11 protein-coding genes are annotated in these 15,309 nt (G+C 34.8%); 2 read left to right on the forward strand and 9 right to left on the reverse strand.

Features of this window, described 5'->3' with window-relative positions:
* Window positions 1-164 precede the first annotated feature (164 nt).
* Both acnA and KM149_RS07350 read right to left on the reverse strand, forming a co-directional pair.
* Complete coding sequence (acnA, locus tag KM149_RS07345; RefSeq protein ID WP_241415266.1) at window positions 165-2,870, reverse strand: aconitate hydratase AcnA; 2,706 nt, start codon at window positions 2,868-2,870, stop codon at window positions 165-167.
* A 275-nt stretch (window positions 2,871-3,145) separates the two neighbouring features.
* A complete protein-coding gene (locus tag KM149_RS07350; protein WP_241415267.1) occupies window positions 3,146-4,780 on the reverse strand; it encodes a BCCT family transporter in 1,635 nt (544 codons plus the stop codon).
* A 232-nt stretch (window positions 4,781-5,012) separates the two neighbouring features.
* Between KM149_RS07350 and mscL the strand changes: the two genes are divergently transcribed.
* Window positions 5,013-5,378, forward strand: coding sequence for a large conductance mechanosensitive channel protein MscL (gene mscL / locus KM149_RS07355; RefSeq protein WP_165544969.1), 366 nt, complete (start codon window positions 5,013-5,015; stop codon window positions 5,376-5,378).
* Window positions 5,379-5,477: 99 nt separating this feature from the next.
* On the opposite strand, the gene sbcC is transcribed toward mscL, so the two are convergent.
* The 7 genes from sbcC to sosA form a co-directional block, all read right to left on the reverse strand.
* Window positions 5,478-8,510: an exonuclease subunit SbcC gene (gene sbcC, locus KM149_RS07360; RefSeq protein ID WP_241415268.1), complete on the reverse strand. Its 3,033-nt coding sequence runs from the start codon at window positions 8,508-8,510 to the stop codon at window positions 5,478-5,480.
* 3 nt (window positions 8,511-8,513) lie between these two features.
* The gene (sbcD, locus tag KM149_RS07365) at window positions 8,514-9,632 is read right to left on the reverse strand and encodes an exonuclease subunit SbcD (protein ID WP_165544967.1); all 1,119 of its coding nucleotides are present in this window, start codon (window positions 9,630-9,632) and stop codon (window positions 8,514-8,516) included.
* A 364-nt stretch (window positions 9,633-9,996) separates the two neighbouring features.
* Window positions 9,997-10,464, reverse strand: coding sequence for a CcdC family protein (locus tag KM149_RS07370; RefSeq protein WP_050331050.1), 468 nt, complete (start codon window positions 10,462-10,464; stop codon window positions 9,997-9,999).
* 744 nt (window positions 10,465-11,208) lie between these two features.
* The gene (locus KM149_RS07375) at window positions 11,209-11,436 is read right to left on the reverse strand and encodes a YneF family protein (RefSeq protein ID WP_014613986.1); all 228 of its coding nucleotides are present in this window, start codon (window positions 11,434-11,436) and stop codon (window positions 11,209-11,211) included.
* 148 nt (window positions 11,437-11,584) lie between these two features.
* Window positions 11,585-13,570 carry a transketolase gene (gene tkt / locus KM149_RS07380; RefSeq protein WP_241415269.1) on the reverse strand — a complete coding sequence of 662 codons (1,986 nt, stop codon included), beginning with the start codon at window positions 13,568-13,570 and terminating at the stop codon, window positions 11,585-11,587.
* A 112-nt stretch (window positions 13,571-13,682) separates the two neighbouring features.
* Window positions 13,683-13,919, reverse strand: coding sequence for a DUF896 domain-containing protein (locus KM149_RS07385; protein WP_050331969.1), 237 nt, complete (start codon window positions 13,917-13,919; stop codon window positions 13,683-13,685).
* Window positions 13,920-14,305: 386 nt separating this feature from the next.
* The gene (sosA, locus tag KM149_RS07390; RefSeq protein WP_060829963.1) at window positions 14,306-14,530 is read right to left on the reverse strand and encodes a DNA damage-induced cell division inhibitor SosA; all 225 of its coding nucleotides are present in this window, start codon (window positions 14,528-14,530) and stop codon (window positions 14,306-14,308) included.
* A 144-nt stretch (window positions 14,531-14,674) separates the two neighbouring features.
* On the opposite strand from sosA, the gene lexA reads away from it, so the two are divergent.
* Window positions 14,675-15,298, forward strand: coding sequence for a transcriptional repressor LexA (gene lexA, locus KM149_RS07395; protein ID WP_016425001.1), 624 nt, complete (start codon window positions 14,675-14,677; stop codon window positions 15,296-15,298).
* Window positions 15,299-15,309 lie beyond the last annotated feature (11 nt).

Here is a 15,309-nt window from a genome sequence, read left to right on the forward strand (position 1 = left end):
ACTTATAATGAATTCTGCAATAGATGTACAAAGGATATTAACCTCTTCATTTCAAAAAAAGAAAGCCCGGTACATCAAAATGACCGGACTTGATATAATATTTTCTTAGCTATTCATTAAAGCAAAATAAAATTATCACATTTTCTAAAATTGCTTAAATCACCTTATGAAGAAGCTAATTTTTTACGTAAAACAAGTTGTAAAATACCACCATGACGATAGTAATCAATTTCTACATTAGAATCGAAACGTGCAATGGCTTCGAACTCAACTGTAGAACCATCTTCTTTCGTTGCAGTCACTTTCACTGTATCTCGAGGTTGAACAGATTCGCTAACTTCAACTGAAATCGTTTCTTTACCATCTAAACCTAACGTATCCGCTGATTCACCTTGCTTAAATTGTAATGGTAAAACACCCATCATGACTAAGTTAGAACGATGAATACGCTCATAACTTTGTGCAATAACTGTTTTTACACCTAATAAGTTTGTACCTTTCGCAGCCCAGTCACGAGATGAGCCCATACCATAGTCGTTACCTGCTAATACAACAAGGCCAGTGCCATCTTCTTTATATTTCATAGCTGCATCAAATATTGGCATTACTTCTCCAGTTGGCCAATATGTTGTGAAGCCACCTTCTGTTCCTGGTGCTAATTGGTTTTTAATACGAATGTTGGCAAATGTACCACGAACCATGACTTCGTGGTTACCACGACGAGAACCATAAGAGTTAAAGTCACGTGGAGAAACACCATTTTCTGTTAAGTAATGTCCTGCTGGCGTATCTTTACCAATTGCCCCTGCTGGAGAGATATGGTCAGTTGTAACCGAATCGCCAAATTTACCCATGACACGTAAATCTTTTAATGGTTCAATGTGACCTGGTTCTTTAGATAATCCTTGGAAGAATGTTGGGTTTTGAATGTACGTTGATTCAGGATCAAAATCATACAATGGTTGATCTGTCGTATCGATTTGGTTCCATAATTCGTTGTTATCATAAACACTCTTATATTCTTCTTTAAACAATTCTGGTGTAACAACGCTTTCTACAGCATCTGCTACTTCTTGAATAGAAGGCCAAATATCTTTCAAGAATACATCATTTCCTTGTGCATCTTGACCTAAAGCTTCTTTGTGTAAATCAATATCAACAGTTCCCGCTAAAGCATATGCCACAACTAATGGTGGCGAAGCTAAATAGTTCGCTTTAACAAGTGGATGGATACGTCCTTCAAAGTTACGGTTACCTGATAATACAGAAGTCACTAATAAATCTTCTTTAGCAACAGCTTTTTCAATTTCTTCTAATAGTGGACCTGAGTTACCAATACATGTTGTACAGCCATAACCGACTAAGTTGAAACCAAGCTTGTCTAAATAGCTTTGTAAACCTGAGTCCCGCAAATAACCTGTTACAACTTTAGAACCCGGTGCTAAAGAAGTTTTAACATAGGCTGGAACTTCTAGTCCTTTTTCAACTGCTTTTTTAGCTAATAACCCAGCACCTAACATCACATAAGGGTTAGAGGTATTTGTACAAGAAGTGATCGCTGCAATCGCAATGTCGCCCGTCGTCATTTCAGTTGTTGAACCATCTTTAAATTCGATTGTTGCCTTTTTATCGAATTCTGATGCATCTAAACCATGACCTTGGTTACCTGCAGGTGCAGTCACTGATTTTTCGAACTCTTTTTTCATATCGCTTAAGAAAATTAAATCTTGTGGACGTTTTGGACCCGACAATGAAGCCTCAACTGTAGATAAATCAAGTTCCACTACGTCTGTATAATTTGGCTCTTCATTTACATCAAAGAACAGATGATTTTGTTTTAAATACTTTTCAACTGTTTCAATATGTTCATCAGAGCGACCTGTTAAACGTAAATATTTTAACGTTTCGTCATCAACAGGGAAGAAACCACAAGTTGCTCCGTATTCTGGAGCCATGTTGGCAATTGTTGCACGGTCAGCTAAAGGTAATTTATCTACACCTAGACCGAAAAATTCAACAAATTTACCTACTACCCCTTTTTTACGTAATAACTCTGTTACACGTAATGCTAAGTCTGTCGCATTTGCACCTTGAGGCAGTTCATTGGATAAACGTACACCAATAACTTCAGGAATTGGGAAGTATGATGGCTGACCGAGCATGCCCGCTTCTGCTTCGATTCCACCGACACCCCAACCTAAAACGCCAAGGCCGTTAATCATTGTAGTATGTGAGTCAGTTCCCACTAATGTATCTGGAAATGCAACGTCTTCCCCATTTTCTTCACGTACATGAACAACATTAGCTAAATATTCCAAGTTAACTTGATGTACAATCCCTGTTGCTGGAGGTACAGCATTATAATTTTTAAACGCTTTAGTAGCCCAGTTCAAAAATTGATAACGCTCATAGTTACGTTCGAATTCTAATTTCATGTTGCGCTCTAAAGCTTCTGGATTTGCGTAACTATCAACTTGTACAGAGTGGTCAATCACTAGGTCTACTGGAACTTCTGGGTTGATTTTAGACAAGTCTCCACCGACATCGTCCATTGCTTTACGTAAAGAAGCTAAGTCTACAACCGCTGGTACACCTGTAAAGTCTTGTAAAATAACACGTGAAGGTTTGAATGGCACTTCACCTTTACTATTTTCTTTACCAAATGTTGAAAGCGCTTTAATATGTTCGTCTGTAATAACAAAACCATCTTCTTGACGCAATACTGATTCAAGTAATACACGAATAGAATATGGTAAGCGACTTACTTGAGTAAGTCCTTGTTCTTCTAACGTTTTCAAATCATAGTACGTTAAGTTTTTTCCGTTTAATTGAAATGACTTTTTAGCTTGTTCTTTTAATTTTGAAGCCATCGAATATCCCCCCTGATATTTTTATATGCCGTTGATTTAATTGTATAATTAACGCTTTATGAAAACAACTAAATGATGATTAAAACTGGGGTTTTGAAGTTTTGACTTTCTAATCGGTTATTATAACTAAAACTTATGACTTTCATCAGGTGTAATAAGTATATATTATTAATTGAGAATGATTTTCAATCAAGTATTGGTCAATAAAAAAAGACAGGTCAATTCACTGTATTTTCATTTCAGTGAATTGAAACCTGTCTTTTAATTAAATAAATTTATTTTTCTTGATCTCGCAACGCTTTACGTTTTGAAATTAATTCTTCTTCATAATCTTGTTGTGAACTTGCGACATATTCTTTCAAACGATGCTTATTAGGTGTTAATGTTAAGCCCAAGAACTTACGCTCTTTATTCGCATCTTTATAGAAACTAATCATCATCAGGATGACAATCAATGAGAACGGCAAAGCACTAATAATCGCTGCACTTTGCAACGCATTTAATCCTGCCGCACCATCGCCTCCGCCAGATAATAATAACACAAATGCGATAAGTGATTGTGCAACACCCCAAGTCACTTTAACAACAGCACTTGGATTGAGTGAACCGTATGTCGTCTGCATACCTAGCACAAATGTTGCTGAGTCAGCTGATGTAATAAAGAATGACGCAATTAAAAGTAGTGCGATGATTGAAAGCACCATGCCTAATGGCACATGATGAAAGACACCGAAAAGCTGTGTTTCAGGTGACATTTTGAAAATTTCTGTATGTTTTTTAGCCGTTTCAATACCTAAAACGCCAAACACACTAAACCAAACGAAACTTACAATAACAGGCACTAACAGTACCCCTGAAATAAATTCTCGAATTGAACGCCCTTTTGAAACACGTGCAATAAATACACCTACGAACGGGCTCCAGCTTAGCCACCAGCCCCAATAGTAAAGTGTCCAATTTGTCATCCATTCACGTTTTTGAGGATTTGTTGGTGCTGCATCAAAACTGTTAAATAAGAAAGAATTTAATAAGCTTCCTGTTGAACTTGTAAACATGTTTAAGATTAAGATTGTCGGTCCTACAATTAATCCGGCAATCAATAATAAAGTCCCTAAACCGATATTCAAGTTACTTAAGTATTGAATTCCTTTACTTAAACCGGACCAAGCACTCATAATAAATAAAATCGTTACGACCACAATGATAATAGATTGCATAACAATATTGTTAGGCGTGCCGAATAGGTAATGTAAACCACCTGAGATTTGAAGTGCACCCATACCTAGAGAAACAGCTACCCCAATAACTGTCGCAAATACGGCTAAAACATCAATGATCGTACCAACGAGACCATCTACATGATCCCCTAAAATAGGACGTAATGTTTTAGATAATAAGCCCGGTTCACCTTTTCTAAATTGCGCATAAGCTAATGCAAGTGCGACAACACCATATACTGCCCATGCATGGAATCCCCAATGAAAGAACGTCGCGCGTAATGATTCAGTAAATGCTTCCGTTGATTTCGGATCAGCGTTAGGTGGTGCCGCAAAATGAGAAATTGGCTCTGCTGCACCATAAAAGACTAATCCAATCCCCATTCCCGCGCTGAATAACATCGCAAACCAAGAAATTGTGTTGAATTCCGGTTTATCGTGTGGTCGGCCTAACTTCAATTTCCCTATAGGGCTGAAGATTAAGAAGATACAGAAGAATACGATAATCGTCGTTAAAATAAGATAGTACCAACCCAGTTTATCTGTAATCCAAAGTTTTATCGTATTCGTAAATTCACCAAACTGCGTTGGGATGAATACACCGACTAATACAATGGCAAAAACAATAATTGCACTAATCAGGAATACCGGAGAAAACTTCTTACCATTTGGTTCTGGAGTTGAAGAACTCATAAAATAACATACTCCCTTTCATATATTAAATTTTAAATAATCACGCACTTTATATTAACAATGTACAAATATTTTAAAGCGCAATCAACATATATACAATAACAAAACATTATCGTATAATCAACGAACTAAGAATCATATCAATTTCTTTATTAATTAAATGTTGCAATATTTTATGAGTAATGTATAATCAGTGTGCCATTAAATTTGTTTATTTGGAGGGGAAAACGTCATGTTAAAAGAATTTAAAGCGTTCGCATTAAAAGGTAATGTTCTTGATTTAGCCGTTGCGGTTGTAATGGGCGCTGCTTTCAACAAAATCGTGTCATCATTAGTCGAAAACATCATTATGCCTTTAATTGGATTACTATTTGGCGAAGTTGATTTCGCTAAAAATTGGGCAGCGTTCGGTATCAAGTATGGTATATTTATTCAATCTATTATTGACTTTATTATCATCGCTTTTGCATTATTTATCTTTGTTAAAATTGCAAATACGCTTGTAAAACCGAAAGTAGAAGAAGAGGAAGAAGCTATCGAAGAAAACACTGTACTCTTAACTGAAATCCGTGATTTATTACGTCAAAACCAAAAATAAGTGGGCATTAAAAATGACAGGCGATAAGGTAGAAAAGAAGCTCTATCTTACCGTCTGTCGTTTATATTTTAAACCAATTTCATAATATAAGTCGTATACTTATTCATTGTAACGTAATAAAGTTGTACTTTGATAATTTTTAGAAACTACATCTAAAATAACAGGAATTCGATTTTTTAATTCTGTGACATGAGAAATAATACCCACTAATCGTCCACTCGATTGAAGTTGAATTAATGTATCTAATGCTGTCTCTAAAGTTTCTTGGTCTAGTGTACCGAAACCTTCGTCAATAAACATTGCATCAAGCGCAATGCCCCCTTGCTCATTTTGTACCACTTCACAAAGGCCCAAAGCTAGCGCCAATGACGCTTGAAATGTTTCTCCTCCAGATAATGAGGTGATATGACGTGATTGGTTTGAATAATAGTCAAAGACTTCAATTTCTAAGCCACTAAAACCTCTCCCTTTTTTCTCATTTCTAATCAATTCATACCGCTGTCCTGTCATACTTAACAATCTTTGATTCGCTTTAACGAGAATTTGTTCTAGAAAATGCATCAGTACATAATTTTCTAAAGTTAAATTATGCTCATTTTTTCCATTTAAAATTTCGGCAAGTTGAAAGAGCTCAATTTGTGCTGACACCGTCTGCTTTAAATGTGCTATCTCCCGTTCTATTCGTTGTATCGTCTTCTTATTTTGATCTACTTGAAAAGCAAATTCATTCAACCGCTTTTGTACAGAATCATATTGTATTTGTATTTCTCGTTGCTCTTTTTTTAAAGTCTCTATATTATTTGGTTCAATATTTAAAATTTGAGTCGTAACATCTTGAAGTTTAAATTGAAGCGCTTGTATTTCATGGTGAAATTGTTCTACTTCAGACGTATAGTCTGATTTATTTTCACTTTCGTTTGAAATGGTCATTAATGCCGCTTCATCCGCAATATCTAATTGCTTCATTGCTATTTTCAACTCATCGTCGAGTCGATTGAGTTGAGTTGTAACATCATCGATTTGTTGTGCAATAAGGCGCAAATCATAATGATGATTTTTCACTTTATTTTGTGTATTTTCTAATTGTTGTGTTAACGCTAGTTTTTGCTCCTCAAAGGCTAGAACTTCAGAATCAATTCGCTCAAATGCGTTTTGAAACTTCACAATATCATCGTACCCTGTTATTTGTTGAAAATTTTCTAATTGTTCTTGAATATGTTGTTGTTCTTTTTCTAAAAGTTGCTTTTGACGCGTATTTTCATCTAATACCTTATTAATACGTTCAACTTGTTGTTGTAATGCTTCAATCCGTTTATTTTCATGATCAACCGCTTCTATATCATTTTTAACATTTAAAAGTTGTGCTTCATTTTCATTTAATAAATTTTTATTAAATTGAATTTCTCCAATTTCATTTAATCTTTCCTTTGTATTCGTGATATCCGCTCCGCAATGAATTCTTTGCTCAGTGAGTTCTCGAATTTGAGTTTCAATTTTCACATTTTCACTTTGCAATGATTTAATGGCATCGATTTCCGGACCATAATCGACATGTGAAACGTTTTGTCCACAAACAGGACAAGGTTCATCAACTTGTAAAACTGTTCTTAAAGTAACGACCGCTTTTTCATGATCGAGTAAGTGTTGATCTTGACTTGAAATCGTATGCAACTGTGCACGCTGTGCTTCAATTTCATGCGTTAAATTTTCATATTGTTTGTTTAGCTGTTCAAGACTTTCTTCATGTTTTAGCTTGAGATGCATACGCTTTTCAGATTCTATAAGTGACGTATGCTGTTCAGTGAGCGTCATTTGCATATTTTGTAACTGTGATTTTTTCTCATAATCCGGTTTTTTCTCAATATCTTCTTCACTCATTTGTTGTAATTCATTGTTCGCTTTATCCATTTCTTCTACTACTTGCTGATGCTGTGCATTAATTTGTTGATCACGCTGTTCTTTTTGTTTGAGCTGATCGACTTGTTGAAAATAATGTCTTGTATTTTGGATGAATTGTGATTGTTGGTCTATCCGTTCTTGTTGAGCTAAATGTTTTTCAAGCAAAGTTGCATCTTGTACTTCTATCTCTTTCAATGCATCAAATTCTGATGTTAAAGTAGACTGTTTACTTTTTTGAGAATTGAGTGTTTTTTCGTATTCAAGCTTATTTTGATACGTTTTGATAGCGAATTGACTTTCAGTTATCAATTTTAATTTCTTTTCTAGCTCTGTAATTCGAGGTTGTTGTTCATTTAATTGATTTAATTTGTGTTCTAAGTCCGCTTTTTGTTGCTTTAATTGTTGACGTGATTCTTCACGTGCAACCGCTTCATTTATCTTTTTCAAAGCGCCTTCACGCTTACTTTTCTCCACTGCTGTTTCGTCAACCTGTTGTTGTCCTATACGTTGAAACACCGGCAATGCATTAAGAATCAATTCATATTGTTCACTTTTCAATTGTTTTTGCGCTACCAATTCAGCGTCATCTAATGTATACATTTCATCCCAACTGCTTTGGATTTTTGTATAGATTTGATCAATTTCATTCTTCATATTTTTAGTTTTACCTACCAACTCATTTTTAAGAGCGTCATACAGTTGCGTATTAAAAAGCGTTCTCAAAATCGCTTGCTTATCTGTGCTATTTGAAACTAAAAAGGATTTAAATTCACCTTGTGGCAAGATAAACAGCTGTCTAAATTGATCTTGCTTAAGCTTTAAAAGATTTAAAATAAATTGGTCTCCTGCTTGAATTGTACTTTCAACCAGCTCAAAAACCTCACCATTTAAATGGTAAACTTCAAGTTTAGGTTTTGTCTCATTTTTATTTCCCGGCTTCAAAAATGAAGCTTCTCGAACGACCTTATAACGACCACCGTTGATTTCAAATTCAAAGGTAACCGTTAAAGGTTCTTTAGGTTGCGCAAAGTGACTTCTCAAATGTTTCACTTCTCTTTTTTCAGTAGACGCACGTCCATATAGCGCATAAACCATTCCATCAAATATCATCGTCTTACCTGAACCCGTTTTTCCGCTAATTAAGAAGAGTTGATTCGATTGTATATTTGAAAAATCAATGGTTTCATCTAAAAAAGGACCAAAATTTTTAAGATGAAGGCGTATCGGTTTCATCTTTTATTCCTCCCCTTTTATCTTTTCTAACAATGCCATTACATTTTCTTTTTGCAATTCCGATAACTTCTCAGTCGTCATTTCACTATAGAACTTCTCTACAATATCTATTGGATGCATTTTTTTTACATCTTTTAAAGCTTTAGATGTGTATTGGGAAGTCTGTACTTGTTGGGTTAATGATAAAGTGTTGGGATAAATTTGTTTTAACTTTTGCATTGGATCCTTTACATGACTGAGTTGTTCAACAATAAAGTGAAAATAACTTTCGTTACTTTTACGCTCAAATTCACCATTCATTAAATCATCAAATCTTGCTTCGACCACTTCTAATTCATGCTTAGGTTTCAATGGGACAAAAGACTGTTTTATTTCATGAGGCTGTACGTCAAAGATTCGAATCCCTTTTGCCTGGCCAGCTTCCGAAAAAGAATATTGCAAAATTGAACCACTATAGACGATATGCTTAAATGGCGTCGCAAACGGATGATGAATATGACCTAACATTACGGCATCAAAATCATTTAAAAATTGGGGCGATACCGCTTCAATAGTACCTACAGTTATTTCACGTTCTGAATCACTTTTGGGCGCACCATTTAAAGTGAAATGTCCCACTAAAATATTCGTCTTATTTTGGTCTAGATGTGGTTGAATACGTGCAATCAATTTCTTAACAGCTTGCTCATATGTTTCAATCGGTTCATTCAGAAATTCACGCGCTTCCGATACAGTAAAAAAAGGCATAGTGTAAAGTGCAACATCATCAAATATGTAGGGCGTTAAGCACTGCTCTAATTCTGTAGCAATGTAGAGTTGATTGTGCTGAAACCATGAGGCGCCATAACGTAGACGCTCTTTACCATCATGGTTGCCATTAATCATGACAATAGGAATTCGTAAATCTAGATTTATCTTTGCGATAGTATTTTCCATTAGTCTAATCACATACTTATTAGGGTATGTTGTATCATAGATATCACCAGCTATAACAAGTAAATCTGGTTTTTCTTTTATAAGCACTTCTATCAATTGATCTACAATATACTGTTGATCTTCCAAAAATGAATGGCCATTTAATACTTTTCCTAAATGCCAATCCGCGGTATGTATTATTTTCATATTCATCACCTCAGAACAAACGTTCGTTATTATTGTATAGGTGTTTTTATTGGATTTCAAGCGTCCAATTCTAATTTATCATTTCATCATTTAACGATGATATCAATGTACTCGCTTTAACTCAATAAACCTAAAAAAAGAATGAGATCGATATCAATAGATTTCATTATCCCACTCCAGCATATTGATTATGATTAAAAAATGGATTGAGGCTGAAACATTCAACTCAATCCACGACGGTTAGTTTATAAATAATAGCGATTCAACGATGCATGAATATATCGCTAAACTTCAAGCATTTTTTATTAAAACAAACGACACTTACTATACATAAATGAAACTTTTCATTTTAATGACATGCTCTTTATTGTACAAGTTGGTGCTTAATTTTGCGATAGCGACGTAACATCGCAAGGCGCCATGGCAATAACATACTAAAAGCTAATAAAAAGAACATACCTGCTAACTCACCCGGATCAATATTACTGCCTATAAACACTTTTAATACTGTTCTCACTAATAGAAGCGTGATGAGCACAAGCGGGAAAGCTTTAGATTTTTTTAAATAGATTTGACTCCCTTTTGTTTCAAAGTGTGATGTCATAATGAGTACACTCGAAAAAATCACACCTAATACAACTGACTCTAATATTTCAAAATTAGAAAGTCTAAAATAGGGAACGACGTACATTAATGCACCTGTTGCCATAAAAAAAGGAGGTAAAAGAATTTTCTTTTCATTCACTGGATATTTTTGCGCTTTCATTCTAATTACAATGACCGCTGCCCCCATGACAAATGCAATAAGAATCGATAATACTAAATACGTCAATGTTGATCCTCCTCATTTCTCATTCGATACTCAATAGTATAGCACATGACATTTAAATTCGTTAATTTTCTTACTTCGACGCATTATTTAAGGTTTCACTTCTAAACATGTGCTTTTTCATAACTCATCTTATACACACGTCTATCAATGCCTTTTATTGAAACTACTGACTTATCTTATAATAATATATGTAAAAAGAGACCATCAATAATAAACTTATCACGAACAAAATAAGACTAATAAAAAGATGTGTTTCGATTAAAGCAATTGTCAATATAAGACTTAAACTAGTCAACCATAACATTACTATAAACAAATAAATCAATTTAGTTTTTAAATGCGCAGGCACCTTTTGCGCATCAACTGAAGCGATAATATTCACATCTTTTGTTATCCCCAAATAAATGGTCACGATCGTTGATATAACAATAATGAGTATGATACCTATCATATATGTCACACCTCCTCTTATCCATTAAAATAAACTAAACCACAGTTTGATCACATTTATTTTAAAATCTTTCTATATGAATAAACTGGACGTACACCATTACTCAATTTGGTATAACATAGACCCTACCTCTTTCAGTTAATAGAGTGGAAGCCACTTGTCTTAAAATAAAACCAAATGTCTGGTATGGCTATGCGCTTAAAGTCCTTCTTTATTTTAACTTAAAAAAATAGCAAAGTTTAGTACGATTTTTATTACCGTACTTCTCTTTGCTATTATCAACATCATGGACATTACATTTTTTTGTCCATGTTTTTATTCATCATTGTCATCATTTGATTAATTTTCTTTTGAGATGGTTTTTGACCCATTTGCATCATCATCATGCGCAACATTTCTTCATTAATAGGTGGGTTCTTTTTTAAATAGTCCATCATATATTTACGTGCTAAGAAAAAGCCCCCCACTAATCCACCGATAAGTGCAATAACAATTAATAAAATTGCTAACCATGTAGCCATAGTTTCACCCACTTTCTGTATCCTTTTGCATTTTACTAAAATTATGTATTCTTTTCAAGATATGAAAGCAAACTTATATGAATAACTAAAAGAAAAGCCGAGCTCAATTTTGAACAATTCAAGCTCGACTTTTAAATGCGATCATCAATTATAACTTTTCAATTTCAGATAATATGTTTTCTTTTGTAAAACCATATTTTTCGACAACTAAGTCGCCAGGTGCACTTGCGCCGTAACGATCAATACCTACAACAAGACCATGCATACCTACATATTTATGCCAACCGAGTGATGATGCCATTTCAACAGCAACACGTTTTCCTACTTGTGGTAATAAAATTTCGTCTTGGTACGCTTTTGATTGCGCTGCAAATGCATTCCAGTTTGGCATTGAAACAACACGAACACCTTTACCTTGTTCTTCAAGTGCTTTTGCAACTTCAACTGTTAAACTTACTTCAGAACCAGAAGCTAATAAAACATACTCAGGCGCTTTTTCACTTTCATAAACGACATATGCACCTTTTCTAACGCCTTCTTCTACTACAGATTCTTCTACATCTAACACTGGTAAACCTTGACGTGTTAATACTAAAGCAGTTGGGATACCGTTTGATTCAACAGCAACTTTCCAAGCAACACGTGTTTCATTACCATCAGCTGGACGAATCACGTTAAGATTTGGAATTGCTCTTAAGCCTGCCAATTGTTCGATTGGTTCATGTGTAGGACCATCTTCACCAACAGCGATTGAATCGTGTGTAAACACAAACGTAGAACGAAGTCCCATTATTGCTGCTAAACGTAAAGCAGGTTTTAAATAATCACTAAATACAAAGAATGTTGCACCGTATGGATGTAAACCACCATGTGCAGCCATACCATTAACGGCAGCAGCCATCGCAAATTCACGCACACCGAACCATACGTTTTTACCTTCGCCATTTTCAGCTGAGAAGTCTGTTTCTTCTTTTACATTTGATTTATTTGAAGAAGCTAAGTCAGCAGAACCACCAAATAATGTTGGAACAGCTTTACTTAATGCTTGAATTACATCTCCAGAATCTGCACGTGAAGCGCCTTTATGACCTAATTCGAATTTTGGAAGTTCAGCTTCATAACCTTCAGGTAAACGGCCTTCTAAAGCGTCTTTAAACTCTTTGTATAATTCAGGATATTGTTGACTGTAGACTTCAACTTTTTTATTCCATTCATCTTCATTTTCATTGGCACGTTTAATCATTGTTGAATTGAAAATTTCATAAACTTCTTCGTCAACATGGAAATATTTAGAACTGTCTAATTGATAGTTTTCAAATGTAAGCTTACGTTCTTCTTCGCCTAAAGGTGCACCATGAACAGAATTGCTATTTGATTTATTTGGTGAACCTTCACCAATAATTGTTTTAACTTCAATGATTGTCGGACCATTTTGTTGTTTAGCTTCAGAAATGGCTTTGTCGATAGCCTCTACGTCATTACCATCTTTAACAAGTATATGGTTCCAACCATATGCCTCAAAACGTTTTTTAATATCTTCAGAAAATGATTTATTTGTCTCACCATCTAAAGAAATGTTATTAGAATCATAAAGCGTAATGAGTTTATCTAGTTTTAAATGTCCTGCTAATGATGCCGCTTCATGAGAAATACCTTCCATCAAATCTCCGTCAGAAGCTAAAACATACGTGTAGTGGTTGACTACTTCGATATCTTTATTAAATTTAGCCGCCAAATGTTTCTCAGCCATTGCCATACCTACAGACATTGCAAAACCTTGCCCTAGGGGACCAGTCGTAATTTCTACACCTTTAGTATGGTGATATTCTGGATGTCCCGGTGTTTTAGAACCCCATTGTCTGAATTGTTTAAGCTCTTCTAATTCTAAGCTTCCTGAAACATGTAGCAAACTGTATAATAATGCTGAACCATGACCCGCTGATAAAATGAAACGGTCTCTGTTGAAATATTCATTTGAATTAGGGTTGAAATTCAAATGACGTGTCCATAAAGTATAAGCCATTGGTGCTGCGCCCATTGGTAATCCAGGGTGTCCTGAATTCGCTTTTTCGATGGCGTCAATACTTAAACCACGTAATGTATTAATCGCAAGTTGATCTTTTGTTTCTGTCATATTATTACTTCCTTCCTTTCGAATGCTCATCATATTTTCATTATAACCGAAATGGTAGTATAAAGCCTAATAAATCAGCACGCCAATCACCAAATATAAGCCTAATTTTAAATTAGTGACGTAAATGATTTTTCTTTTGGATTTCTTTAAGTTTTTCAGGTGTAACATCATTACCCTCTGGATCAATGACCTTAGTGTTCTCTATTTGGCTTTTGAAGCTACTTCTAAACATCTCTAAGTACTCACTTCTTAATTGTGATTGCTCTTTTGCTTCACTTTCTGTTAAGCCCTCTTGCTTTTTCTTATTAGCTAATTCATTGATTCGATTCAATTTTTCTTGAGTAAACATCATCAATTCCCTCCGTCATTTTCTTTACAAAAATATAACAGATATAATGGATAAAACCAAACGCTTAAACTTGTATTACAATTAAAGTGGAATAGCGTCCGTTTTTTAGCCGAAACTTTCTTATCTTGTGGAAAATAGGCATATAGAAAGAAACAATTTATTAAAAAATTAAAATGCCTAATTCAAAAAGAGGTTGTCTTTTACATTTATTGAACTTATCAAGAGTTCGTCTACAAGTCTAATTGACCTCGAGCATATTTTGACTCGAGGTTCAAATGAGACTGAAAACTTCGAAGTGTCATAATATATGGGATATCTAATTGGAAAAAATTGGAAGTAAAAATGGAGATTGAAAGTATTTCGTACGCAGAAAAAGTTGATTTTGATTAACGGCCAAGTGTTGTCGCAATCGCTGGCTGATTCGTATCGATGTGTTCGTGTTTTTGAACTTTTTCTGTTTGGTTTGTTTTCAATTGGTGATCTGTCATTTCGTACGTTTGTTCTGTATGACTGCTATCGCTTGCTAATACAAAGAATGTAAAGAAAAGTAGTATAGATATGATAAATACCGTTAAAAACAGGTATATTTCTGAAATTTTAACATGAATCATTACTATCACTCCTAGAACGTTTGTTTGTATTAACACTCTAACAGAACGAATGTTCTATGTCAACACCAAAACGAACAAACGTTTGTGATTATTTCATCAATATGTTATACTAACCTCAAACCAAACGAAGAAGGAGTGTGCGAAATGAGAGAACTCACAAAGAGACAAAGCGAAATATTTGAATTTATAAAGCATGTCGTGCAAACAAAAGGGTATCCACCGAGTGTTCGAGAAATCGGTGAAGCAGTTGGTTTAGCTTCTAGCTCAACTGTGCACGGTCATTTATCTAGATTAGAAGAAAAAGGGTATATTCGACGAGATCCAACTAAGCCTCGTGCCATAGAAATTGTGAATGAACTCATGGGAGAACCTGTCAATATGGAAGAAACTATCTATGTGCCTGTCATTGGTAAGGTCACAGCAGGGACACCTATATCTGCTATTGAGAACGTTGAAGAATACTATCCATTACCAGAACATTTCACTTCAACACATAATGGCCAAATATTCATCCTAAATGTTATCGGAGAGAGTATGATTGAAGCTGGTATTTTAGACGGAGATAAAGTTATTGTTAGAAGCCAATCAATCGCTGAAAATGGCGACATCATTGTAGCTATGACTGATGAAGATGAGGCTACAGTAAAAAGATTTTATAAAGAAAAAAATAGATACCGTCTTCAACCAGAAAACAGTAGTTTAGAACCTATTTATTTAGATAATGTCACTGTACTCGGAAAAGTTATTGGCTTATTCAGAGAAATGTAAAAATGGCATTT

The organism is Staphylococcus coagulans (assembly GCF_022557135.1).
In the GTDB taxonomy this organism is placed as follows: Bacteria; Bacillota; Bacilli; order Staphylococcales; family Staphylococcaceae; genus Staphylococcus; species Staphylococcus coagulans.

Bases quoted from the DNA above. Each gene is read 5' to 3' on its own strand.
- acnA (WP_241415266.1), bottom strand. From the start codon at position 2,870: ATGGCTTCAAAATTAAAAGAACAAGCTAAAAAGTCATTTCAATTAAAC.
- KM149_RS07350 (WP_241415267.1), bottom strand. From the start codon at position 4,780: ATGAGTTCTTCAACTCCAGAACCAAATGGTAAGAAGTTTTCTCCGGTA.
- mscL (WP_165544969.1), top strand. From the start codon at position 5,013: ATGTTAAAAGAATTTAAAGCGTTCGCATTAAAAGGTAATGTTCTTGAT.
- sbcC (WP_241415268.1), bottom strand. From the start codon at position 8,510: ATGAAACCGATACGCCTTCATCTTAAAAATTTTGGTCCTTTTTTAGAT.
- sbcD (WP_165544967.1), bottom strand. From the start codon at position 9,632: ATGAAAATAATACATACCGCGGATTGGCATTTAGGAAAAGTATTAAAT.
- KM149_RS07375 (WP_014613986.1), bottom strand. From the start codon at position 11,436: ATGGCTACATGGTTAGCAATTTTATTAATTGTTATTGCACTTATCGGT.
- tkt (WP_241415269.1), bottom strand. From the start codon at position 13,570: ATGACAGAAACAAAAGATCAACTTGCGATTAATACATTACGTGGTTTA.
- KM149_RS07385 (WP_050331969.1), bottom strand. From the start codon at position 13,919: ATGTTTACTCAAGAAAAATTGAATCGAATCAATGAATTAGCTAATAAG.
- sosA (WP_060829963.1), bottom strand. From the start codon at position 14,530: ATGATTCATGTTAAAATTTCAGAAATATACCTGTTTTTAACGGTATTT.
- lexA (WP_016425001.1), top strand. From the start codon at position 14,675: ATGAGAGAACTCACAAAGAGACAAAGCGAAATATTTGAATTTATAAAG.